This window comes from Streptococcus mitis, from assembly GCF_000722695.1.
GTDB classification, from domain to species: Bacteria; Bacillota; Bacilli; order Lactobacillales; family Streptococcaceae; genus Streptococcus; species Streptococcus mitis_O.
The window spans coordinates 1-22,742 of the sequence record NZ_JPFU01000001.1; the positions used below are offsets into that span (position 1 = coordinate 1).

General features: G+C 35.1%; 20 protein-coding genes, 2 tRNA genes, 1 rRNA gene and 2 pseudogenes. 19 read left to right on the top strand and 6 right to left on the bottom strand.

Translation table 11 applies throughout. From position 1 onward, the window contains the following. Window positions 1-358, top strand: a pseudogene (locus SK629_RS00005) (transposase); the annotation flags it as partial. A gap of 140 nt (window positions 359-498) precedes the next feature. Here SK629_RS00005 and comE read toward each other — a convergent pair. The 5 genes from comE to rlmH all read right to left on the bottom strand — a co-directional run bounded on the left by comE (window position 499) and on the right by rlmH (window position 3,480). After that, window positions 499-1,251 (bottom strand): competence system response regulator transcription factor ComE, encoded by a 753-nt coding sequence (comE, locus tag SK629_RS00010; protein WP_000866069.1) that lies wholly within the window; start codon window positions 1,249-1,251, stop codon window positions 499-501. Further along, window positions 1,248-2,573 (bottom strand): competence system sensor histidine kinase ComD, encoded by a 1,326-nt coding sequence (gene comD, locus SK629_RS00015; RefSeq protein WP_042900046.1) that lies wholly within the window; start codon window positions 2,571-2,573, stop codon window positions 1,248-1,250. The genes comE and comD overlap by 4 nt, the downstream gene beginning before the upstream one ends. Window positions 2,574-2,593: 20 nt before the next feature. Next, the gene (gene comC / locus SK629_RS00020; RefSeq protein ID WP_000799683.1) at window positions 2,594-2,719 is read right to left on the bottom strand and encodes a competence-stimulating peptide ComC; all 126 of its coding nucleotides are present in this window, start codon (window positions 2,717-2,719) and stop codon (window positions 2,594-2,596) included. Window positions 2,720-2,883: 164 nt separating this feature from the next. Then, window positions 2,884-2,957: transfer RNA gene (locus tag SK629_RS00025), tRNA-Arg, on the bottom strand. Between the two features lie 43 nt (window positions 2,958-3,000). After that, entirely contained in the window at window positions 3,001-3,480 is a 480-nt protein-coding gene (gene rlmH / locus SK629_RS00030; RefSeq protein ID WP_042900048.1) for a 23S rRNA (pseudouridine(1915)-N(3))-methyltransferase RlmH, read from the bottom strand. Between the two features lie 183 nt (window positions 3,481-3,663). On the opposite strand from rlmH, the gene SK629_RS00035 reads away from it, so the two are divergent. The 16 genes from SK629_RS00035 (at window position 3,664) to SK629_RS00110 (ending at window position 20,601) form a co-directional block, all read left to right on the top strand. After that, window positions 3,664-4,845: a S1C family serine protease gene (locus SK629_RS00035; protein WP_042900049.1), complete on the top strand. Its 1,182-nt coding sequence runs from the start codon at window positions 3,664-3,666 to the stop codon at window positions 4,843-4,845. 57 nt (window positions 4,846-4,902) lie between these two features. Beyond that, window positions 4,903-5,661, top strand: a complete 759-nt coding sequence (locus SK629_RS00040; RefSeq protein ID WP_042900050.1) for a ParB/RepB/Spo0J family partition protein — start codon at window positions 4,903-4,905, stop codon at window positions 5,659-5,661. Between the two features lie 212 nt (window positions 5,662-5,873). Next, complete coding sequence (dnaA, locus tag SK629_RS00045) at window positions 5,874-7,235, top strand: chromosomal replication initiator protein DnaA (RefSeq protein WP_042900051.1); 1,362 nt, start codon at window positions 5,874-5,876, stop codon at window positions 7,233-7,235. Window positions 7,236-7,393: 158 nt separating this feature from the next. After that, entirely contained in the window at window positions 7,394-8,530 is a 1,137-nt protein-coding gene (gene dnaN, locus SK629_RS00050) for a DNA polymerase III subunit beta (protein WP_042900052.1), read from the top strand. Between the two features lie 64 nt (window positions 8,531-8,594). Then, window positions 8,595-8,789, top strand: a complete 195-nt coding sequence (locus SK629_RS00055) for a DUF951 domain-containing protein (RefSeq protein WP_000285186.1) — start codon at window positions 8,595-8,597, stop codon at window positions 8,787-8,789. 84 nt (window positions 8,790-8,873) lie between these two features. After that, the gene (gene ychF, locus SK629_RS00060; RefSeq protein ID WP_001218700.1) at window positions 8,874-9,989 is read left to right on the top strand and encodes a redox-regulated ATPase YchF; all 1,116 of its coding nucleotides are present in this window, start codon (window positions 8,874-8,876) and stop codon (window positions 9,987-9,989) included. A gap of 71 nt (window positions 9,990-10,060) precedes the next feature. After that, window positions 10,061-10,630: an aminoacyl-tRNA hydrolase gene (pth, locus tag SK629_RS00065; RefSeq protein WP_042900053.1), complete on the top strand. Its 570-nt coding sequence runs from the start codon at window positions 10,061-10,063 to the stop codon at window positions 10,628-10,630. After that, complete coding sequence (gene mfd, locus SK629_RS00070; RefSeq protein ID WP_042900054.1) at window positions 10,631-14,134, top strand: transcription-repair coupling factor; 3,504 nt, start codon at window positions 10,631-10,633, stop codon at window positions 14,132-14,134. 57 nt (window positions 14,135-14,191) lie between these two features. Further along, window positions 14,192-14,458, top strand: coding sequence for an RNA-binding S4 domain-containing protein (locus SK629_RS00075; RefSeq protein ID WP_001234978.1), 267 nt, complete (start codon window positions 14,192-14,194; stop codon window positions 14,456-14,458). Then, window positions 14,451-14,819 (top strand): septum formation initiator family protein, encoded by a 369-nt coding sequence (locus SK629_RS00080; RefSeq protein ID WP_042900055.1) that lies wholly within the window; start codon window positions 14,451-14,453, stop codon window positions 14,817-14,819. The genes SK629_RS00075 and SK629_RS00080 overlap by 8 nt, the downstream gene beginning before the upstream one ends. A gap of 4 nt (window positions 14,820-14,823) precedes the next feature. Beyond that, the gene (locus tag SK629_RS12800; RefSeq protein WP_000429334.1) at window positions 14,824-14,946 is read left to right on the top strand and encodes an SP_0009 family protein; all 123 of its coding nucleotides are present in this window, start codon (window positions 14,824-14,826) and stop codon (window positions 14,944-14,946) included. Beyond that, window positions 14,939-16,207 carry a serine hydrolase gene (locus tag SK629_RS00090; RefSeq protein ID WP_042900056.1) on the top strand — a complete coding sequence of 423 codons (1,269 nt, stop codon included), beginning with the start codon at window positions 14,939-14,941 and terminating at the stop codon, window positions 16,205-16,207. The genes SK629_RS12800 and SK629_RS00090 overlap by 8 nt, the downstream gene beginning before the upstream one ends. Next, window positions 16,204-17,481: a tRNA lysidine(34) synthetase TilS gene (tilS, locus tag SK629_RS00095; protein WP_042900057.1), complete on the top strand. Its 1,278-nt coding sequence runs from the start codon at window positions 16,204-16,206 to the stop codon at window positions 17,479-17,481. The genes SK629_RS00090 and tilS overlap by 4 nt, the downstream gene beginning before the upstream one ends. 4 nt (window positions 17,482-17,485) lie before the next feature. Beyond that, window positions 17,486-18,028 (top strand): hypoxanthine phosphoribosyltransferase, encoded by a 543-nt coding sequence (gene hpt, locus SK629_RS00100; RefSeq protein ID WP_042900058.1) that lies wholly within the window; start codon window positions 17,486-17,488, stop codon window positions 18,026-18,028. 15 nt (window positions 18,029-18,043) lie between these two features. Continuing rightward, the gene (ftsH, locus tag SK629_RS00105) at window positions 18,044-20,002 is read left to right on the top strand and encodes an ATP-dependent zinc metalloprotease FtsH (protein ID WP_042900059.1); all 1,959 of its coding nucleotides are present in this window, start codon (window positions 18,044-18,046) and stop codon (window positions 20,000-20,002) included. Between the two features lie 119 nt (window positions 20,003-20,121). Further along, window positions 20,122-20,601: a sigma-70 family RNA polymerase sigma factor gene (locus SK629_RS00110; RefSeq protein WP_042900060.1), complete on the top strand. Its 480-nt coding sequence runs from the start codon at window positions 20,122-20,124 to the stop codon at window positions 20,599-20,601. Between the two features lie 268 nt (window positions 20,602-20,869). Here the strand turns inward: SK629_RS00110 and SK629_RS00115 are convergent. Next, window positions 20,870-22,037 (bottom strand): annotated as a pseudogene (locus SK629_RS00115) (IS30 family transposase). A gap of 201 nt (window positions 22,038-22,238) precedes the next feature. On the opposite strand from SK629_RS00115, the gene SK629_RS00120 reads away from it, so the two are divergent. After that, window positions 22,239-22,310: transfer RNA gene (locus SK629_RS00120), tRNA-Glu, on the top strand. A gap of 242 nt (window positions 22,311-22,552) precedes the next feature. Continuing rightward, window positions 22,553-22,742 (top strand): 16S ribosomal RNA (locus SK629_RS00125); the annotation flags it as partial.

The window sequence follows — 22,742 nt, forward strand, 5'->3', positions numbered from 1 at the left end:
GACAATTGTAGCCATCAATCAAAGGCGGTGGGAAATTGAAGAGAGTTTTCGTATCATGAAGCAGGAACTACGAGCCAGACCAGTTTATCTCAGCCGTTCAGATAGGATTCAAGCACATTTCACTATTTGTTTCCTAGCACTAATGATTTATCGTCTCTTGGAAAAACAAATAGGAGAAACAGTCACCTGTTCAGAACTCATCCAAACCTTACGCAATTATAAGTTCAAACATCTTTATGGAGTAGGATATCTTCCAACTTACACCAGAACAACTATCACGGATCAACTCCACCAAGCATTTGGCTTCCAAACTGATTTTGAGATTATAAGCGAAAAAAATATGAAAAAATTTTTAAAAAACCAAATCTCGATAAAAAGTACGCATTTTTTTAAAAGAGAAAAAGAGCTCCGAAAAGCTGTTATAGCAGCATTTAGGGGCTCTTTGTTTTCAAAAAACTGTCAAAGATGGGATTATATCAATTTCTTACTAATTGTCAATCACTTTTGAGATTTTTTCTCTAAAATATCTTTTAACTTTCTAATTTTTAACCTTGAAATAGGACAGCGATGGTCTTCATAGAAAACAACTTCTAGATTCTTTCGGTCAATTTCTCTAATATTGCCTATATTTACCAAAAATGACTTATGAGGAGAATAAAATCGTTGGGTATGTTTATCCTTTTCCTGAATATCTGTCATGGTACCGTAAAATTCTTTGGCAAAATTCTTACCAATAATACGCAATTTATGAGAAACACCTGTCGTCTCAATATACAAAATATCATGGTAAGGAATTTTTAAATCATTTCCCTTGTAATTGTAATCAAAATAATCTACCACATCTTCATTTTCAAGTAACATACTCTTCGTGTAGAAGATATTTTGCTCAATTCTCTTCTTAAACATCTCATCATTGATATCCTTATCAACAAAATCTAGGGCTGATACCTGATATTTATAGGTCAAAGTCGCAAACTCTGATCGACTAGTGATAAAGACGATAATAGCGTAAGGATTGTAATGACGAATGAGCTGAGCCACTTCAAATCCCTTTTTCTCAATTCCATGAATATCGATATCTAGGAAATAAAGCTGGTTTACTTCATCATTTTCAATGTATTCTTCAAATTCACGGACTTTTCCTGTTGTCTTGTATGATATTGGAATATTGGATTCTTTCGAAATTTCATCCAATATTCTCTCTAGTCTCACTTGATGTTCAATAACATCTTCTAAAATTAAAACTTTCATTCAAATTCCCTCTTAAATCTAATAATTTGTCTAAATGTACTGCCTTCCATCTCTGTTTCTAAAATAATATTGTTGTACTTATCTAGTAGTTCTTTCACATTATTTAATCCGACTCCTCGATTTCTTCCCTTAGTAGAGAATCCTAAAGCAAATAGATCTCCTGAAGGAGTCATCGTCATTTTGCATGAATTCTGAATCACAATAACTGTTTCAGTTTCCATCTTAATAACTGCTACTTCCATCTGCTTTTTATAGCTATCAGCCGATCCTTCGACAGCATTGTTCAATAAAACGCTCATGATACGAACCAAATCCAATAGTTCAATTGGGAGCTTAGTAATCGTATCTTTTACTTCCAGTGTAAACTCTACACCATTATTTCGAGCATAGACAATGGACTGAGCAACTAAACTTCGTAAAGCTGAATCTTCTATGTTGTTCAAATCAAAGTAAGTGTACTTATCTGAACGCAGTTTATGATTGGCTTTGACCAAAACTTCATTGTAAATTCTGTCAATTTCCTGTAAATCACCACTGTCAATTGCCATCTGCATACTGACAAGCATCCCAGCATAATCATGTCGAAAACCACGGATTTCATTATACAAGCCAACAATTTCGTCTGTATAATTCTGTAAATGTTTCTGTTCAAATTTCTTCTGCTTCAAAGCAATCTCTTTTTCTATTTGTTCTTTATGCGAATTCATTGCAAAGAAGGTCAAAAGGAGAGAAATAAAGACAATAGATGACAAAATACTTCCAAAACTATTCAAATGTTTAATCGTACTTACCATATCTGAAACGAAAGATACAATATGGAGCAGTAGTAAAGCAAAAAATACTTTTTTCAAGAAAGGATAGAGGTAGTCTTTGTCAAAATAGGATAGTTCCAAATGGAAATAATGAATGATTTTTAAGACAACAAAATAGGTCAACACCGTTACAACGAAAAAGAATGAGTCATGATATTGTGAAACAAAGTTATCTCCTGTTATAGAGGAGAAAGTTACGGACAGAAAGTTATGAGTGCTCTCATATAAAAGAGATAGTAGTAAACTTAGGAATAGTCCTCTATCCCTCTCATACTGTTTAATCCATCGAAAATAGGAATATAAGCCCAAAGGAAATAAAAATCTTTCAATCACTATTTCATCTAAATATAGAAGATAAAAGGAAAGTTCAAGTACTGCTTCTACTAGTAATGTATAGATACCAAAAAAATATAGTTCCTTTGATTTTATTTGACCTTTACAAATTAAACGGTAACTGTGACTAATAATTAAAAAATGACCAATAACTGTCCCAAATCCAAATAAATTCATTACTCTTTCCCCTTATTTTATTACTTTTTTCTTGGGAAAATAAAATCACGGAGGATTTTTGGCAGTCTCATCTCCCCACCTTTAATCTCCTGCAAGTCTTTTTCCTTCAAGGCTACAAACTGTTCCAATTTAACTGTGTTTTTCATAATAAAATCTCCTCAATGTTTTTTTCTTGTAAGCTAACTTACAAAAACCATTATACAAAATGGAATTTCATTTTAGATAAAATTCTCTCAACTGTCATTTTTTTCTCCCCAAGTGTACTTTTTTAAGAAAAAAGCCGGGAAAATTCCCAGCTTTGCTACTATATTGATCCCAGCAGGATTCGAACCTGCGACCGTTCGCTTAGAAGGCGAATGCTCTATCCAGCTGAGCTATGAGACCTAACACAATTATTCTACCAAAAATTCAATTAAAAGTCAATTTTCTATTTATGATAGGGCGATCCCTGCTGAATCGTAAAAGCGCGATAAATTTGTTCAACAAGAACTAGTCTCATTAACTGATGGGGCAAAGTTAGACGACCAAAACTAACAGAAAGATTAGCTCTCTTTTTTACATCCTGTGCTAATCCCAGACTCCCTCCAATAATAAATGTAAGAGTAGAAAATCCTTTTATAGAAGCTTCTTCTAACTGCTTACTAAATTCTTCTGAAGAGAAAGTTTTCCCTTCGATAGCTAACACAATAACAAAATCACGGTCGCCAACTTTTGATAAAATTCTCTGACCTTCTATTTCTAAAATCTTTTGATTTTCTGACTCACTGGCCTTATCTGGTGTTTTTTCATCTGCCAGCTCAATCATTTCAAGCTTAGCAAATCGAGAAATTCGTTTTGAATACTCTGAGATACCATCTTTTAAATACTTTTCTTTCAGTTTTCCAACTGTTACAACTTTAATTTTCATGACTCTATTCTAACATATTCTCTATTTTTTCACATCTTATTCACAAAATAAAAGGTTAATTTTCACCTAGAAAACCACAGATTTTTAAAAGTTATCCACAATCTGTGAAAAACTTTTGTGTTTAAGTTATAATTAAGTTAGTCAGTTTATACTTTCAGTAATTTCAAACATATGGAGGCAAATATGAAACATTTAAAAAAATTTTATAAAAAATGGTTTCAATTATTAGTCGTTATCGTCATTAGCTTTATTAGTGGAGCCTTGGGTAGCTTTTCAATAAACCAACTAACTCAAAAAAGTACTGTAAGTACCTCTAACAACAATAGCACTATTACACAAACTGCTTATAAAAACGAAAATTCAACAACGCAGGCTGTTAATAAAGTAAAAGATGCTGTTGTTTCTGTTATTACTTATTCAGCCAACAGACAAAATAGCGTATTTGGTAATGATGATACTGACACGAATTCTCAGCAAATATCTAGTGAAGGATCTGGGGTTATTTATAAAAAAAATGACAAAGAAGCTTATATTGTCACAAATAATCACGTTATAAATGGTGCCAGCAAAGTAGATATTCGTTTGTCAGATGGAACTAAAGTACCTGGAGAAATCGTCGGAGCTGATACTTTCTCTGATATTGCTGTCGTCAAAATCTCTTCAGAAAAAGTGACAACAGTAGCTGAGTTTGGTGATTCTAGCAAGTTAACCGTAGGAGAAACTGCTATTGCCATCGGTAGCCCGTTAGGTTCTGAATATGCAAATACTGTCACTCAAGGTATCGTATCTAGTCTTAATCGAAATGTATCTTTAAAATCTGAAGATGGACAAGCCATTTCTACAAAAGCCATCCAAACTGATACTGCTATTAACCCAGGTAACTCTGGTGGCCCACTAATCAATATTCAAGGACAGGTTATCGGAATTACCTCAAGTAAAATTGCCACAAATGGAGGAACATCTGTAGAAGGACTTGGTTTTGCAATCCCTGCAAATGATGCTATCAATATTATTGAACAGTTAGAAAAGAACGGAAAAGTGATTCGTCCAGCTTTGGGCATTCAAATGGTCAATCTCTCCAATATTAATACAAGTGATATTAGAAGACTCAATATTCCAAGCAGTGTAACATCTGGTGTAGTTGTTCGTTCTGTACAAAGTAATATGCCTGCCAATGGTCACCTTGAAAAATACGATGTTATTACAAAAGTAGATGACAAAGAGATTGCTTCATCAACAGACTTACAAAGTGCTCTTTACAATCATTCTATCGGAGACACCATTAAGATAACCTACTATCGTAACAGTAAAGAAGAAACTACATCTATTAAACTTGACAAGAGTTCAGGTGATTTAGAATCTTAATTGACATCTATGTAAAGAAAACTTTACATAAGAGAAAAGATGTGTTAGTGTAGAATCATGGAAAAATTTGAAATAATTTCTATCACAGATATACAAAAAAATCCCTATCAACCTCGAAAAGAATTTGATAGAGAAAAACTAGATGAACTAGCACAGTCTATCAAAGAAAATGGGGTCATTCAACCGATTATTGTTCGTCAATCTCCTGTGATTGGTTATGAAATCCTTGCAGGAGAGAGACGCTATCGTGCTTCACTTTTAGCTGGTCTAAGGTCTATCCCAGCTGTTGTTAAACAACTTTCAGACCAAGAGATGATGGTCCAGTCCATCATTGAAAATTTACAGAGAGAAAATTTGAATCCAATAGAAGAAGCACGCGCCTATGAATCTCTTGTAGAGAAAGGATTTACCCATGCTGAAATTGCAGATAAAATGGGCAAGTCTCGTCCTTATATCAGCAACTCCATTCGTTTGCTTTCCTTGCCAGAACAAATCCTCTCAGAAGTAGAAAATGGCAAACTATCACAAGCCCATGCACGTTCTCTAGTTGGGTTGAATAAGGAACAACAAGACTATTTCTTTCAACGAATTATGGAGGAAGATATTTCTGTAAGGAAGTTAGAAGCTCTTCTGACAGAGAAAAAACAAAAGAAACTGCAAAAAAATGATCATTTCATACAGAATGAAGAAGAGCAGTTAAAAAAACTACTCGGATTAGATGTAGAAATCAAACTGTCTAAAAAAGATAGTGGAAAAATCATTATTGCTTTCTCAAACCAAGAAGAATACAGTAGAATTATCAACAGCCTGAAATAAGGCTGTTCTTTTATTTTTTTATCTCACAAGGTTATCCACTATTTTTTTCAATAAAAAGCTTAATAAATCAATAGTTTCTGATTTTATCCCCAGCCTGTGGATAAAACTTGATAACATTGTGGATTATTTCCCACAGCTTGTGGAAAATTCTTGCTATCTGTGGTAAAATAAATCTAGCATTAAACTTTTAAATAGTAAAGGAGGAGAAAGGATTGAAAGAAAAACAATTTTGGAATCGTATATTAGAATTTGCTCAAGAAAGACTGACTCGATCCATGTATGATTTCTATGCTATTCAAGCTGAACTCATCAAGGTAGAAGAAAATGTTGCTACTATATTTTTACCTCGATCTGAAATGGAAATGGTTTGGGAAAAACAACTAAAAGATATTATTGTAGTAGCTGGTTTTGAAATTTATGATGCTGAAATAACTCCCCATTATATTTTCACCAAACCTCAAGACACGACTATCTCACAAGTTGAAGAAGCTACAAATTCAACTCTTTATGACTATAGTCCAAAGTTAGCATCTATTCCTTATTCGGATACTGGATTAAAAGAAAAGTATACCTTTGATAATTTTATCCAAGGGGATGGAAATGTTTGGGCTGTATCAGCTGCTTTAGCTGTCTCTGAAGATTTGGCTCTGACCTATAATCCTCTTTTTATCTATGGAGGACCTGGGCTTGGTAAGACTCACTTATTAAACGCTATTGGAAATGAAATTCTAAAAAATATTCCGAATGCGCGTGTCAAATACATACCTGCTGAAAGCTTTATTAATGACTTTCTTGACCACCTAAGACTTGGGGAAATGGAAAAGTTTAAAAAGACCTACCGCAGTCTTGATCTTTTGTTAATAGATGATATCCAGTCACTTAGCGGAAAAAAAGTCGCAACTCAAGAAGAATTTTTCAATACCTTTAACGCCCTTCATGACAAGCAAAAACAGATTGTCCTAACGAGTGATCGTAGTCCAAAACATCTAGAAGGGCTTGAGGAGAGACTTGTCACGCGCTTTAGCTGGGGCTTGACGCAAAACATCACACCACCTGACTTTGAGACACGTATTGCCATTTTACAAAGCAAAACGGAACATTTGGACTACAATTTCCAAGGTGATACTCTAGAATACCTAGCTGGGCAATTTGATTCAAATGTTCGAGATCTTGAGGGAGCCATCAACGACATCACCTTAATTGCCAGAGTAAAAAAAATCAAGGATATCACTATTGATATTGCTGCAGAAGCCATTAGAGCTCGCAAACAGGATGTTAGCCAAATGCTCGTCATCCCAATTGACAAAATCCAAAATGAAGTTGGTAACTTTTATGGTATCAGCGTCAAAGAAATGAAGGGAAGCAGACGCCTTCAAAATATTGTTTTGGCTCGTCAAGTAGCCATGTATTTATCTAGAGAGCTAACAGATAATAGTCTTCCAAAAATTGGTAAAGAATTTGGTGGAAAAGATCATACAACAGTCATTCATGCCCATGCAAAAATTAAATCTTTGATTGATGAAGACGATAATTTACGTTTAGAAATTGAATCAATCAAAAAGAAAATCAAATAACTTGTGGATAACTTTCGCTTTTTTATCTTTTTTATCCACATTTTTTAAACAAGCCAAAAAACTTGATATAACTTACTTTAAGTCTGTTTTCCACAGATTTCACAGACTCTATTATTACTATTATCCTTCTAATACTAAAAATAAATAAAGGAGAATCCATGATTCATTTTTCAATTAATAAAAATTTATTTCTACAAGCCTTAAATACTACTAAGAGAGCTATTAGTTCTAAAAATGCTATTCCTATTTTATCAACTGTCAAAATTGACATAACCAATGAAGGTGTTACTTTAATTGGTTCAAATGGTCAAATTTCAATTGAAAATTTTATTTCTCAAAAAAATGAAGATGCTGGTTTGTTAATTACTTCTTTAGGTTCGATCCTTCTTGAAGCTTCTTTCTTTATCAATGTTGTATCTAGTCTTCCAGATGTGACTCTTGATTTTAAAGAAATTGAACAAAATCAAATTGTTTTAACAAGTGGCAAATCAGAAATTACCCTAAAAGGAAAAGATAGCGAGCAATATCCACGAATCCAAGAAATTTCAGCTAGTACTCCTTTGGTTCTTGAAACAAAATTACTCAAGAAAATTATCAATGAAACAGCATTTGCTGCAAGTACACAAGAGAGTCGTCCAATTTTAACAGGTGTTCATTTTGTATTGAGTCAACACAAGGAGCTAAAAACAGTTGCGACAGACTCTCATCGTCTAAGCCAGAAAAAATTAACTCTTGAGAAAAATAGTGATGATTTTGATGTTGTAATTCCTAGCCGTTCTTTACGCGAATTTTCAGCGGTATTTACAGATGATATTGAAACTGTAGAGATTTTCTTTGCCAACAATCAAATACTCTTTAGAAGTGAAAATATTAGCTTCTATACTCGTTTGTTAGAAGGTAACTATCCTGATACAGATCGCTTGATTCCAATAGACTTTAACACAACAATTACTTTTGATGTTGTAAACTTACGTCAGTCAATGGAACGTGCTCGTCTTTTATCAAGTGCGACTCAAAATGGTACTGTGAAACTTGAAATTAAAGGTGGGGTTGTTAGTGCTCATGTTCACTCTCCAGAAGTTGGTAAAGTAAACGAAGAAATCGATACTGATCAGGTGACTGGTGAAGATTTGACTATTAGTTTCAACCCAACTTACTTGATTGATTCTCTTAAGGCTTTAAATAGCGAAAAGGTGACCATTAGTTTTATCTCAGCTGTTCGTCCATTTACTCTTGTGCCAGCAGATACTGATGAGGACTTCATGCAACTTATCACCCCAGTTCGTACAAATTAAGTGAAAGAGGTTGAGCCTAGCTCGCCTCTTTTATGATATAATCGAAAAAGAAAAGGAGAGTAGTATGTATCAAGTTGGAAATTTTGTTGAAATGAAAAAACCACATGCTTGCACAATCAAGTCAACAGGAAAAAAAGCTAATCGTTGGGAAATTACACGTGTAGGAGCAGATATCAAAATAAAATGCAGTAATTGTGACCATGTTGTCATGATGGGACGCTATGATTTTGATCGAAAAATGAATAAAATTATTGACTAAGAAGCCTTAGTTAGAGGGTTAGCAAGTTTTCCCTTTTTGTGTTATAATATTAGGGATTGAAATGAAAACGGAGAATGAGAAAATATGGCTTTAACAGCAGGTATCGTTGGTTTGCCAAACGTTGGTAAATCAACACTATTTAATGCAATTACAAAAGCAGGAGCAGAGGCGGCAAACTACCCATTTGCGACTATTGATCCAAACGTTGGAATGGTGGAAGTTCCAGATGAACGCCTACAAAAACTAACGGAAATGATTACACCTAAAAAGACAGTGCCAACAACATTTGAATTTACAGATATTGCAGGGATTGTAAAAGGAGCTTCAAAAGGAGAAGGGCTAGGGAATAAATTCTTGGCCAATATTCGTGAAGTAGATGCGATTGTTCACGTAGTTCGTGCTTTTGATGATGAAAATGTGATGCGTGAGCAAGGACGTGAAGATGCCTTTGTGGATCCACTTGCAGATATTGATACAATTAATCTGGAATTGATTCTTGCTGACTTAGAATCAGTGAATAAACGCTATGCGCGTGTAGAAAAGATGGCACGTACGCAAAAAGATAAAGAATCAGTAGCAGAGTTTAATGTTCTTCAAAAGATTAAACCTGTTCTTGAAGATGGGAAATCAGCTCGTACAATCGAGTTTACAGATGAAGAACAAAAAGTTGTCAAAGGTCTCTTCCTTTTGACAACTAAACCAGTTCTTTATGTTGCCAATGTAGATGAGGATGTAGTTTCAGATCCAGATTCTATCGACTATGTCAAACAAATTCGAGAATTTGCAGCGACAGAAAATGCTGAAGTAGTCGTTATTTCTGCGCGTGCTGAGGAAGAAATTTCTGAGTTAGACGATGAAGACAAGCAAGAATTTCTTGAAGCACTTGGGTTGACAGAATCAGGCGTTGACAAATTAACTCGCGCAGCTTATCACTTACTTGGACTTGGAACTTACTTCACAGCTGGTGAAAAAGAAGTTCGTGCTTGGACCTTTAAACGTGGTATGAAAGCTCCTCAAGCAGCTGGTATTATCCACTCAGACTTTGAAAAAGGATTTATTCGTGCAGTAACCATGTCATATGAGGATCTAGTGAAATACGGATCTGAAAAGGCCGTAAAAGAAGCTGGACGCTTGCGTGAAGAAGGAAAAGAATATATCGTTCAAGATGGCGATATCATGGAATTCCGCTTTAATGTCTAAAAAATTAATAAATGGTGTCAATTAGGTTGGAAAAAAATTCCAACCCTTTTGGCTTTTGAAAGGAAAAATAAATGACCAAATTACTTGTAGGATTGGGAAATCCAGGAGATAAATATTTTGAAACCAAACACAATGTTGGTTTTATGTTGATTGACCAACTAGCGAAGAAACAGAATGTCACTTTTACACACGATAAGATATTTCAAGCTGATCTAGCATCCTTTTTCTTCAATGGTGAAAAAATTTATCTTGTCAAACCAACGACCTTTATGAATGAAAGTGGAAAAGCGGTTCATGCTTTATTGACTTACTATGGTTTGAATATTGAAGATTTACTCATCATTTACGATGATCTTGATATGGAAGTTGGAAAGATTCGTTTAAGAGCAAAGGGCTCAGCAGGTGGTCATAATGGTATCAAGTCTATTATTCAACATATAGGGACTCAGGTTTTCAATCGTGTTAAGATTGGAATCGGAAGACCTAAAAATGGTATGTCAGTTGTTAACCATGTTTTGAGTACCTTTGACAAGGATGATTATATTGGTATTTTACAGTCTATTGACAAAGTTGACGATTCTGTAAACTACTATTTACAAGAGAAAAATTTTGAAAAAACGATGCAGAGGTATAACGGATAAATGGTGACCTTATTAGATTTATTCTCAGAAAATGATCAAATAAAAAAATGGCATCAAAATCTGACAGATAAAAGAAGACAATTAATGTTAGGCTTGTCAACTTCTACAAAAGCTTTAGCAATCGCCAGTAGTTTGAAGAAAGAAGATAAGATTGTTTTATTGACATCAACTTATGGAGAAGCAGAAGGGATAATTAGTGATCTTATTTCTATCTTAGGTGAGGAACTTGTCTATCCATTTTTGGTAGATGATTCCCCTATGGTCGAGTTTTTGATGTCTTCACAAGAAAAAATCATTTCACGAGTTGAAGCCTTGCGTTTTTTGAATGATCCATCTAAAAAAGGGATTTTAGTTTGTAATATTGCAGCAAGTCGATTGATTTTACCGTCTCCCAATGCATTTAAAGATAGTATTGTAAAAATAACAGTTGGTGAAGAATATGACCAACACGCGCTTACCTATCAGTTAAAGGAAATAGGCTATCGAAAGGTTACTCAAGTACAGACCCAAGGTGAGTTTAGTATTCGAGGAGATATTTTAGATATTTTTGAAATATCTCAGTTAGAACCTTGCAGAATTGAGTTTTTTGGTGATGAAGTAGATGGTATCAGGACATTTGAAGTCGAAACACAATTATCGAAAGAAAATCAGACAGAACTCACTATCTTTCCATCTAGCGATATGCTTTTAAGAGAAAAGGATTATCAACGAGGTCAATCAGCTTTAGAAAAACAAATTTCAAAGACTATGTCACCTATTCTGAAATCCTACCTAGAAGAAATTCTTTCAAGTTTTCACCAAAAACAAAGGCATGCAGATTCTCGGAAATTTTTATCTTTGTGTCATGAGAAATCATGGACTATATTTGATTATATTGAAAAAAGCACACCAATATTCTTTGATGATTATCAAAAATTGATGAATCAGTATGAAGTCTTTGAAAGAGAATTAGCGCAATACTTTACAGAAGAGTTACAGAATAGTAAAGCATTTTCTGATATGCAGTATTTTGCGGATACTGAGAAAATATATAAAAAACAAAGTCCAGTGACCTTTTTTTCTAATCTGCAAAAGGGGTTAGGAAATCTCAAGTTTGACCAAATTTATCAATTTAATCAATATCCCATTCAGGAGTTTTTCAATCAATTTTCTTTTCTAAAAGAAGAAATTGAGCGATACAAAAAAATGGACTACACTATTATCTTGCAGTCTAGCAATTCAATAGGAAGCAAAACATTGGAGGATGTTTTAGAGGAATACCAGATTAAATTGGATTCCAGAGATAAGTCAAGTATCTGTAAAGAATCTGTAAACTTAATAGAGGGCAATCTCAGACATGGTTTTCATTTTGTAGATGAAAAGATTTTATTTATAACTGAACATGAGATTTTTCAAAAGAAATTAAAACGTCGTTTTCGAAGACAACATGTTTCAAATGCGGAGCGCTTAAAAGATTATAATGAACTTGAAAAAGGCGATTACGTTGTTCACCATATCCATGGAATTGGTCAATATCTAGGGATTGAAACAATTGAAATCAAAGGGATCCATCGTGATTATGTTAGTGTTCAATACCAAAACGGGGATCAAATCTCTATCCCAGTGGAACAGATTCATCTACTTTCCAAATACGTTTCAAGTGACGGGAAAGCTCCAAAACTCAATAAATTAAATGACGGTCATTTTAAAAAAGCCAAGCAAAAAGTTAAGAATCAGGTAGAGGATATAGCAGACGATTTAATCAAACTCTATTCTGAGCGTAGTCAGTTGAAAGGTTATGCTTTTTCAGCTGATGATGAAGAGCAAGATGCTTTTGATGATGCTTTCCCTTATGTTGAAACAGATGATCAACTTCGTAGTATCGAGGAAATCAAGAGAGATATGCAGAATTCTCAACCAATGGATCGACTTCTAGTTGGGGATGTTGGTTTTGGAAAGACTGAAGTTGCAATGCGTGCAGCCTTTAAGGCGGTCAATGACAATAAACAGGTGGTCGTTCTAGTTCCTACGACAGTTTTAGCGCAACAGCACTACACGAATTTTAAGGAACGATTCCAAAATTTTGCTGTTAATATTGATGTGTTGAGTCGCTTTAGAAGTAAAAAAGAGCAGACTGAAACACTTGAAAAATTGAAAAACGGTCAAGTCGATATTTTAATTGGAACACATCGTGTTTTGTCAAAAGATGTTGTGTTTTCTGATTTGGGCTTGATGATTATTGATGAGGAACAACGATTTGGTGTCAAGCATAAGGAAACCTTGAAAGAGTTGAAGAAACAAGTGGATGTTCTGACTTTGACAGCAACGCCAATTCCTCGTACTCTTCATATGTCTATGCTGGGAATAAGAGATTTATCTGTTATTGAAACTCCTCCAACCAATCGCTATCCTGTTCAAACCTATGTTTTAGAAAAGAATGATAGTGTTATTCGTGATGCGGTCTTGCGTGAAATGGAGCGTGGAGGTCAAATTTACTATCTTTACAACAAAGTTGACACAATTGATCAGAAGGTTTCAGAATTACAGGAGCTGATTCCAGAGGCTGCGATTGGTTATGTTCATGGTCGCATGAGTGAAATTCAGTTGGAAAATACTTTATTGGACTTTATTGAAGGACAATACGATATCTTGGTAACAACTACCATTATTGAGACAGGGGTGGACATTCCAAATGCCAATACCTTATTTATTGAAAATGCAGATCATATGGGCTTGTCAACCTTGTATCAATTAAGAGGAAGAGTCGGTCGTAGTAATCGGATTGCTTATGCTTATCTCATGTATCGTCCAGAAAAATCGATTAGTGAAGTCTCTGAAAAGAGATTAGAAGCAATTAAAGGATTTACAGAATTGGGCTCAGGATTTAAGATTGCGATGCGAGATCTTTCTATTCGTGGAGCAGGAAATCTCCTAGGAAAATCCCAGTCTGGTTTCATTGATTCTGTTGGTTTTGAATTGTATTCGCAGTTACTAGAGGAAGCTATTGCAAAACGACATGGTAATGGGAAAACAAGAACCAAAGGAAATGCCGAATTGATTTTACAAATCGATGCTTATCTTCCTGATACTTATATTTCAGACCAACGACATAAGATTGAAATTTATAAAAAAATTCGTCAAATTGACAACCGTGTCAATTATGAAGAGTTACAAGAAGAGTTGATGGACCGTTTTGGAGAATACCCAGATGTGGTAGCCTATCTTTTAGAGATTGGTTTGGTCAAGTCATATTTGGACAAGGTCTTTGTTCAACGTGTGGAAAGAAAAGATAATAAAATTACAGTTCAATTTGAAAAAGTCACTCAACGACTGTTTTTAGCTCAAGATTATTTTAAAGCTTTATCGGCAACGAATTTAAAAGCAGCTATAGCTGAAAATGAAGGATTAATGGAGCTTGTATTTGATGTCCGAAATAAGAAAGATTATGAAATTTTAGAAGGTTTGCTCATTTTTGGAGAAAGTTTATTAGAGATAAAAGAGTCGAAGGAAGAAAATGCCATTTGATATTTTTCTTCTATAAAATAGATAAAAATGGTAGAATAATAAGTTGAGGTAATAAAGATGAGATTAGACAAATATTTAAAAGTATCACGAATTATCAAGCGTCGTACAGTCGCAAAGGAAGTAGCAGATAAAGGTAGAATCAAGGTGAATGGGATCTTGGCCAAAAGTTCAACGGATTTGAAAGTTAATGACCAAGTTGAAATTCGTTTTGGCAATAAGTTGCTACTTGTAAAAGTACTGGAGATGAAAGATAGCACAAAAAAAGAAGATGCAGCGGGCATGTATGAAATTATCAGTGAAACACGGGTAGAAGAAAATGTCTAAAAATATTGTACAATTGAATAATTCTTTTATTCAAAATGAATACCAACGTCGTCGCTATCTGATGAAGGAAAGACAAAAACGGAATCGTTTCATGGGTTGGGTTCTCATTTTGATGATTTTATTGTTCATTTTACCAACTTATAATCTTGCTCAAAGCTATCACCAATTACTTCAAAGACATCAACAGTTATTAGACTTGCAAACTCAGTATCAAACCTTGAGTGAGGAAAAGGAGAAGGAGACAGCTTTTGCTACAAAGTTGAAAGATGAAGATTACGCTGCTAAATACATGCGTGCAAAATATTATTATTCTAAGAATCGGGAAGCTGTTTATACGATTCCTGACTTGCTCCCAAGGTGATAAAATGGAAAATTTATTAGACGTAATAGAGCAATTTTTGAGTCTATCGGATGAAAAGTTGGAAGAGTTGGCTGATAAAAATCAATTATTGCGTTTACAAGAAGAAAAGGAAAGGAAGAATGCGTAAATTCTTAATTATTTTGTTGCTACCAAGTTTTTTGACAGTTTCAAAAGTCGTTAGCACAGAAAAAGAAGTAGTCTATACTTCGAAAGAAATTTATTACCTTTCACAATCTGACTTTGGTATTTATTTTAAAGAAAAGCTAAGTTCTCCTATGGTTTTTGGAGAAGTTCCTGTCTATGCGAATGAAGATTTAGTAGTGGAATCTGGAAAATTGACTCCCAAAACAAGTTTCCAAATAACCGAGTGGCGCTTAAATAAACAAGGAATTCCAGTATTTAAGTTATCCAACCATCAATTTATAGCTGCAGACAAACGTTTTTTATACAATCAGTCAGAGGTAACTTCTACAATAAAAAAAGTATGGTTAGAATCTGATTTTAAACTGTACAATAGCCCTTATGATTTAAAAGAAGTGAAATCATCCTTATCAGCTTATTCACAAGTATCAATCGATAAGACCATGTTTGTAGAAGGAAGAGAATTTCTACATATTGATCAGGCTGGATGGGTAGATAAGGAATCAACTTCTGAAGAAGATAATCGGATGAGTAAAGTCCAAGAAATGTTATCTGAAAAATATCAGAAGGATTCATTCTCTATTTATGTTAAGCAACTGACTACTGGAAAAGAAGCTGGTATCAATCAAGATGAAAAGATGTATGCAGCTAGCGTTTTAAAACTCCCTTATCTTTATTATACGCAAGAAAAAATCAATGAGGGTCTGTATCAGTTAGATTCGACTGTAAAATACGTATCAGCAGTTAATGATTTTCCAGGTTCTTATAAACCAGAGGGAAGTGGTAGTCTTCCTAAAAAAGAGGATAATAAAGAATATTCTCTAAAGGATTTAATTACGAAAGTATCAAAAGAATCGGATAACGTAGCTCATAATCTATTGGGATATTACCTTTCAAATCAATCTGATGCAACATTTAAGTCCAAGATGTCTGCTATTATGGGAGATGATTGGGATCCAAAAGAAAAATTGATTTCTTCTAAAATGGCAGGGAAAGTCATGGAAGCTATTTATAATCAAAATGGATTTGTATTGGAGTCCTTGACCAAAACAGATTTTGATAATCAGCGAATTGCCAAAGGTGTTTCTGTGAAGGTAGCTCATAAAATTGGGGATGCGGACGAATTTGAGCATGATACGGGTGTTGTCTATGCAGATTCTCCATTTGTTCTTTCAATTTTCACTAAAAATTCTGATTATGATACTATTTCTCAGATAGCCCAAGATGTTTATGAGGTTCTAAAATGAGGGAACAGGATTTTTTAAATCATTTTCTCAAAAGAGGATATTTCAAAAAGCATGCTAAAGTGGTGCTAGCTCTTTCTGGTGGATTAGATTCTATGTTTCTATTTAAGGTATTGTCTACTTATCAAGAAGAGTTAGAAATTGAATTGATTCTAGCTCATGTTAATCATAAGCAGAGAGTAGAATCAGATTGGGAAGAAAAGGAATTAAGGAAGTTGGCTGCTGAAGCTGGACTTCCTATTTATGTCAGCAATTTTTCAGGAGAATTTTCAGAAGCGCGTGCACGAAATTTTCGTTATGATTTTTTTCAAGAGGTCATGAAAAATACAGGTGCGACAACCTTAGTCACTGCCCACCATTCTGATGACCAGGTGGAAACGATTTTGATGCGTTTGATTCGAGGCACTCGTTTGCGCTATCTATCAGGAATTAGGGAGAAGCAAGTAGTCGGGGATATAGAAATGATTCGTCCCTTCTTGTATTTTCAGAAAAAAGACTTTCCATCAATTTTTCACTTTGAAGATACATCAAATAAGGAAAATCATTATTTTCGTAATCGTATTCGAAATTCTTATTTACCAGAATTAGAAAAAGAAAATCCTAGATTTAGAGATGCAATCTTAAGTATCGGAAATGAAATTTTAGATTATGACTTAGCTATAGCTGAATTATCAAAGAATATTGATGTAGAAAATTTAGAGCAGTTATTTTCTTATTCTGAGTCGACACAAAGAGTTTTACTTCAAACTTACCTGAATCGTTTTCCAGATTTGAATCTCACAAAAGCTCAGTTTGAAGAAGTTAGACAAATTTTAAAAACTAAAAGCCAGTATCGTCATCCGCTTAAAAATGGTTATGAACTAGTAAAGGAGTATCAACAGTTTCGGATTTGTAAAATCAGTCCGCAGGCTGATGAAAAGGAAGATGAACTTGTGTTACACTATCAAAATCAGGTATTTTATCAAGGATACATATTTTCCTTTGGAATTCCTTTAGAAGGTGAATCAATTCAACAAATACCTGTTTCACGCGAAACATCCATACACATTCGTCATCGAAAAACAGGAGATTTTTTGATTCAAAATGGGCATAGAAAAAAACTCAGACGTTTATTTATTGATTTGAAAATCCCTATGGAAAAGCGAAAATCTGCTCTGATTATTGAGCAATTTGGTGAAATTGTTTCAATTTTGGGAATTGCGACCAGTAATTTGAGTAAAAACACGAAAAATGATATAATGAACACTGTACTTTATATAGAAAAAATAGATAGGTAAAAAAATGTTAGAAAACGATATTAAAAAAATCCTCGTTTCACACGATGAAATTACAGAAGCTGCTAAAAAATTAGGTGCTCAACTCACTAAAGACTATGCAGGAAAAAATCCAATCTTAGTTGGGATTTTAAAAGGATCTATTCCTTTTATGGCTGAATTGATTAAACATATCGACACACATATTGAAATGGACTTCATGATGGTTTCTAGCTATCATGGTGGAACAGCAAGTAGCGGGGTCATTAATATTAAACAAGATGTGACTCAAGACATTAAAGGAAGACATATTCTATTTGTAGAAGATATTATTGATACAGGCCAAACTTTGAAGAATTTGCGAGATATGTTTATTGAAAGAGAAGCATCTTCTGTTAAAATTGCAACCTTGTTGGATAAACCAGAGGGACGTGTTGTAGAAATTGAAGCTGACTATACCTGCTTTACTATTCCAAATGAGTTTGTAGTAGGTTATGGTTTAGATTACAAAGAAAATTATCGTAACCTTCCTTATGTTGGAGTATTGAAAGAAGAAGTGTATTCAAATTAGAAAGAACAATTTTTAATGAAAAAACAAAATAATGGTTTAATTAAAAATCCTTTTCTATGGTTATTACTTATTTTTTTCCTAGTTACAGCTTATCAGTATTTTAGTACAGGTAGTGTTGCAGGGAAAAGTGAGCAAATTAATTATACAGAATTGGTAAAAGAAATTACCGATGACAATGTAAAAGAATTAACTTACCAACCAAATGGCAGTGTTATCGAGGTTTCGGGTGTTTATAAAAATCCTAAAACAAGTAAAGAAGCAACAGGCATTCAGTTCTTTTCTCCTTCTGCTACAACAGTAGAGAAATTTTCAAGCATCATTCTTCCTTCAGATACGACAGTATCCGAATTGCAAAAACTTGCTTCTGACCATAAAGCGGAAGTAACTGTTAAGCATGAAAGTTCAAGTGGTATGTGGATTAATATTCTTGTATCCATTGTGCCATTCGGTATTCTTTTCTTCTTCCTATTCTCTATGATGGGAAATATGGGAGGAAATAATGGCCGTAACCCAATGAGTTTTGGACGTAGTAAGGCTAAGGCTGCAAATAAAGAAGATATTAAAGTAAGATTTTCAGATGTTGCTGGAGCTGAGGAAGAAAAACAAGAACTAGTTGAAGTTGTTGAATTCTTAAAAGATCCAAAACGATTTACAAAACTTGGAGCCCGTATTCCAGCAGGTGTTCTTTTGGAGGGACCTCCAGGAACAGGTAAAACTTTGCTTGCTAAGGCAGTAGCCGGAGAAGCAGGTGTTCCATTCTTTAGTATTTCAGGTTCTGACTTTGTAGAAATGTTTGTCGGAGTTGGAGCTAGTCGTGTTCGTTCTCTTTTTGAAGATGCCAAAAAAGCAGCACCAGCTATTATCTTTATCGATGAAATTGATGCTGTTGGACGTCAGCGTGGAGTTGGTCTTGGCGGAGGAAATGACGAACGTGAACAAACATTGAACCAACTCTTGATTGAGATGGATGGTTTTGAGGGAAATGAAGGGATTATCGTCATCGCTGCGACAAACCGTTCAGATGTACTTGACCCTGCCCTTCTGCGCCCAGGACGTTTTGATAGAAAAGTCTTGGTTGGTCGCCCTGATGTTAAAGGTCGTGAAGCAATCTTGAAAGTTCATGCTAAGAACAAGCCTTTAGCAGAAGATGTTGATTTGAAATTAGTGGCTCAACAAACTCCAGGTTTTGTTGGAGCTGATTTAGAGAATGTATTGAATGAAGCAGCCTTGGTTGCTGCCCGTCGCAACAAGTCAGTTATTGATGCTTCAGATATTGATGAAGCAGAAGATAGAGTTATTGCGGGACCTTCTAAGAAAGATAAGACAGTGTCACAAAAAGAACGTGAATTAGTTGCCTACCATGAGGCAGGACATACCATTGTTGGTCTAGTCTTGTCGAATGCCCGTGTTGTTCATAAAGTTACCATCGTACCACGTGGACGTGCAGGTGGTTATATGATTGCACTTCCTAAAGAAGACCAAATGCTTCTTTCTAAAGAAGATATGAAAGAGCAATTGGCTGGCTTGATGGGTGGACGTGTAGCTGAAGAAATTATCTTTAATGTCCAAACTACAGGAGCTTCAAACGACTTTGAACAGGCGACTCAAATGGCGCGTGCAATGGTTACAGAGTACGGAATGAGTGAAAAACTTGGCCCCGTACAATATGAGGGTAATCATGCTATGTTTGGTGCACAAAGCCCTCAAAAATCAATTTCAGAACAAACAGCTTATGAAATTGACGAAGAGGTTCGTTCATTATTGAATGAGGCACGAAATAAAGCCGCTGAAATTATTCAGTCAAATCGTGAAACTCACAAATTGATTGCAGAAGCATTATTAAAATACGAAACATTGGATAGTATACAAATTAAATCTCTTTACGAAACAGGAAAGATGCCTGAAACAGTAGAAGAGGAATCACATGCACTATCTTATGATGAAGTAAAGTCAAAAATGAATGATGATAAATAACTCTAAGAGAGGCTTGTCCTCTCTTTTTGTGCAGTTGAGACGGTGTAGAGAGCAGAATGAGAAAAAAGAACCCAATTAGCTTCTTTATTTGTTAAACTGTATCTAGAAAGGGGAAGATTATGTTTAAAGAATTATATGAAGAAGTCCAGGGAATTGTGTATAAGTGTAGAAATGAATATTACCTTCATTTGTGGGAGCTATCGGATTGGGATCAAGAGGGTATGATTTGCTTGCATGAATTAATTAGTAAAGAAGAAGGAATAGTAGAAGATATCCCTCGTTTAAGGAAATATTTTAAGACTAAGTTCCGGAATCGGATTTTAGATTATATCCGTAAACAAGAAAGTCAAAAACGAAGATATGATAAAGAACCGTATGAAGAAGTAGGTGAGATAAGTCATCGTGTAAGTGAGGGAGGTCTCTGGCTAGACGATTATTATCTCTTTCATGAAACACTAAGAGATTATAGAAGTAAACAAAGTAAAGAGCAACAAGAAGAGTTAGAACGCGTCTTAAGACATGAATGCTTCCGAGGACGTCAAAGAGTCCTAAGGGACTTACGTATTGTGTTTAAAGAGTTTTATATCAGACCCCGATAGGAAGCTATGCAAAAAAAGTAAATTCCCAAACTAAGTTCCACTGCTAATCCAAGTGGAAGTTAGTCTGATAAAAATCGTAAAAACCAGTGGAAATCCGTGTCAGGGTAAGTTCCACTGGTTTTAATCATGCTTGATTTCATAGCTTTTGTAGGCAAAATGAATCGAAAAAAAGAGCGCACAAAATCCTCTCATCTGAAAGCGTTTCAGATTAAGTTCCGCTATGGTGGAAGTTAGTGTGAGACGTTTGAATGGGGTTGAAGGATAGTTTTTAGATTTTATGTTGGAGTAATTTAGAAGACTGACAGACGTCTTCTGCAGGTATTTTAGAAATACCTAGAAGCTTAGGAATCTCTTCTCCATAGGTAAAGGCAAAGAGCTCATAGGCTGACTTTCCATTCAAAGCAGCACGTTTGACACTGTTGACATGAGAGCAGACGAGATTGATATCTTCTTGAGTTAAATTGTCAAAGGAAGTTCCCTTAGGTAGAATGTCACGAATTAGTGTGTGATTTTTCTCAATTCTCCCTTTCAGGTCAGAGCGATTAGGTTCACAAAAGAAAAGTTTACTCTCTCCTCGAACATCCATTTCTATGTCATCAACTCTGGCAAACTCTCCTCCATTATCTGTCAGGATGACAGGAAAAAGTTGGAAGAAATCTTTGTCCGCTTGGTGAAGAGTGTTTTTGATGTCATAGAGGTGTTTGGTAACCTCAAGGGCAGTTTTATTATCCAGAAGTCTAGCGAAGATAAAGTTACAGAAAGATAGATTGAAGGTGAGTAGGACTTTACCTCCCATCCTGCCCAGAACTGTATCCATTTCTAGCCAAGAGTCTAGTTGCTTAAGGGCTAAATAGTTTTGGAAATCCTCATAGGAACGTCCTTTTTTAGCTTCTTTAGGGATGGAAGGTAGCTTACTTTTCCGTCTTTCTTTGAATTTAACGGCTCTGGCTAGGTCAATAGGAGTGATAGACAGGTACTCTTTTCGGATGTGACGATAGACGGTTGAGGAGCTAACATCGAGGTTGTGAGTTTTGAGGATATGATAGATGTGTTGTCCCTTTTTAACACCATCAGAAATGACTTTGTCCATGTCCCAGAAGGTCTTGGAATTGAGGGGGAGTTCCTTCACGAGACTCGACAAGAGTTTGTTCGTATTGTTTTTGAGCTTGTTTAGCGAGGTAGAAGATCTTCTTATAGCCACAATTCTGTCTTCTTTTAGGGCAACCATTACAGACAAAGGGAGCTTTGTCGAGTAAAGGGCAAGGAAGGTTATCGCATGTAGACTCTCGGACTTGTCTGTTTCGTTTGACTTCTTTGGAGACAGTAGTTGGGTCTTTTAGAATGGACTGTCCAATAGCTTTGAAGGTTTCACCGCGCTCTAAGCCCAGTTGGATATCATTACGGTCTGAAAGGGTAAGGTGTTTATGTTTTGTCATAGTGAGCCTCATTTCTAACTCAAACGTCTCATACTTAATTCCACCATAAAAATCCGTTTTAGACTAATTTCCACTTCGGCAAGTCAAGTGGAAGTTACTTTGAGAAGTTACGACATGCAAAAAAATTGAAAAAAATTAGAAAAAGGTGTTGACAAAGTTTGAAAAGTGGGTATAATAGTAAGAGTTGAAAATAACAACTCTGGTCCGTTGGTCAAGGGGTTAAGACACCGCCTTTTCACGGCGGTAACACGGGTTCGAATCCCGTACGGACTATGGTATGTTGCGGATGGAACACTTGATGAAAAAAAGATTAAAAAAGTTTCAAAAAAGTGTTGACAAGCGAAAGCGACTGTGATATACTAATATAGTTGTCACTTGAGAGAAGCGAGTGACAAAGACCTTTGAAAACTGAACAAGACGAACCAATGTGCAGGGCACTATAACTAAGGTTATAGTACTGAACAATGAAAAAACAATAAATCTGTCAGTGACAGAAATGAGTGAGAACTCAAACTTTTAATGAGAGTTTGATCCTGGCTCAGGACGAACGCTGGCGGCGTGCCTAATACATGCAAGTAGAACGCTGAAGGAGGAGCTTGCTCTTCTGGATGAGTTGCGAACGGGTGAGTAACGCGTAGGTAACCTGCCTGGTAGCGGGGGATAACTATTGGAAACGATAGCTAATACCGCATAATAGCAGTTGTT

What these genes read in the sequence shown, in the direction of transcription:
- ftsH (WP_042900059.1), top strand. Translation starts at nt 18,044, where the DNA reads ATGAAAAAACAAAATAATGGTTTAATTAAAAATCCTTTTCTATGGTTA.
- SK629_RS12800 (WP_000429334.1), top strand. Translation starts at nt 14,824, where the DNA reads ATGGAAAATTTATTAGACGTAATAGAGCAATTTTTGAGTCTATCGGAT.
- SK629_RS00035 (WP_042900049.1), top strand. Translation starts at nt 3,664, where the DNA reads ATGAAACATTTAAAAAAATTTTATAAAAAATGGTTTCAATTATTAGTC.
- SK629_RS00080 (WP_042900055.1), top strand. Translation starts at nt 14,451, where the DNA reads ATGTCTAAAAATATTGTACAATTGAATAATTCTTTTATTCAAAATGAA.
- SK629_RS00110 (WP_042900060.1), top strand. Translation starts at nt 20,122, where the DNA reads ATGTTTAAAGAATTATATGAAGAAGTCCAGGGAATTGTGTATAAGTGT.
- tilS (WP_042900057.1), top strand. Translation starts at nt 16,204, where the DNA reads ATGAGGGAACAGGATTTTTTAAATCATTTTCTCAAAAGAGGATATTTC.
- comD (WP_042900046.1), bottom strand. Translation starts at nt 2,573, where the DNA reads ATGAATTTATTTGGATTTGGGACAGTTATTGGTCATTTTTTAATTATT.
- comE (WP_000866069.1), bottom strand. Translation starts at nt 1,251, where the DNA reads ATGAAAGTTTTAATTTTAGAAGATGTTATTGAACATCAAGTGAGACTA.
- SK629_RS00040 (WP_042900050.1), top strand. Translation starts at nt 4,903, where the DNA reads ATGGAAAAATTTGAAATAATTTCTATCACAGATATACAAAAAAATCCC.
- mfd (WP_042900054.1), top strand. Translation starts at nt 10,631, where the DNA reads ATGGTGACCTTATTAGATTTATTCTCAGAAAATGATCAAATAAAAAAA.
- comC (WP_000799683.1), bottom strand. Translation starts at nt 2,719, where the DNA reads ATGAAAAACACAGTTAAATTGGAACAGTTTGTAGCCTTGAAGGAAAAA.
- hpt (WP_042900058.1), top strand. Translation starts at nt 17,486, where the DNA reads ATGTTAGAAAACGATATTAAAAAAATCCTCGTTTCACACGATGAAATT.
- SK629_RS00090 (WP_042900056.1), top strand. Translation starts at nt 14,939, where the DNA reads ATGCGTAAATTCTTAATTATTTTGTTGCTACCAAGTTTTTTGACAGTT.
- dnaN (WP_042900052.1), top strand. Translation starts at nt 7,394, where the DNA reads ATGATTCATTTTTCAATTAATAAAAATTTATTTCTACAAGCCTTAAAT.
- ychF (WP_001218700.1), top strand. Translation starts at nt 8,874, where the DNA reads ATGGCTTTAACAGCAGGTATCGTTGGTTTGCCAAACGTTGGTAAATCA.
- pth (WP_042900053.1), top strand. Translation starts at nt 10,061, where the DNA reads ATGACCAAATTACTTGTAGGATTGGGAAATCCAGGAGATAAATATTTT.
- SK629_RS00055 (WP_000285186.1), top strand. Translation starts at nt 8,595, where the DNA reads ATGTATCAAGTTGGAAATTTTGTTGAAATGAAAAAACCACATGCTTGC.
- rlmH (WP_042900048.1), bottom strand. Translation starts at nt 3,480, where the DNA reads ATGAAAATTAAAGTTGTAACAGTTGGAAAACTGAAAGAAAAGTATTTA.
- SK629_RS00075 (WP_001234978.1), top strand. Translation starts at nt 14,192, where the DNA reads ATGAGATTAGACAAATATTTAAAAGTATCACGAATTATCAAGCGTCGT.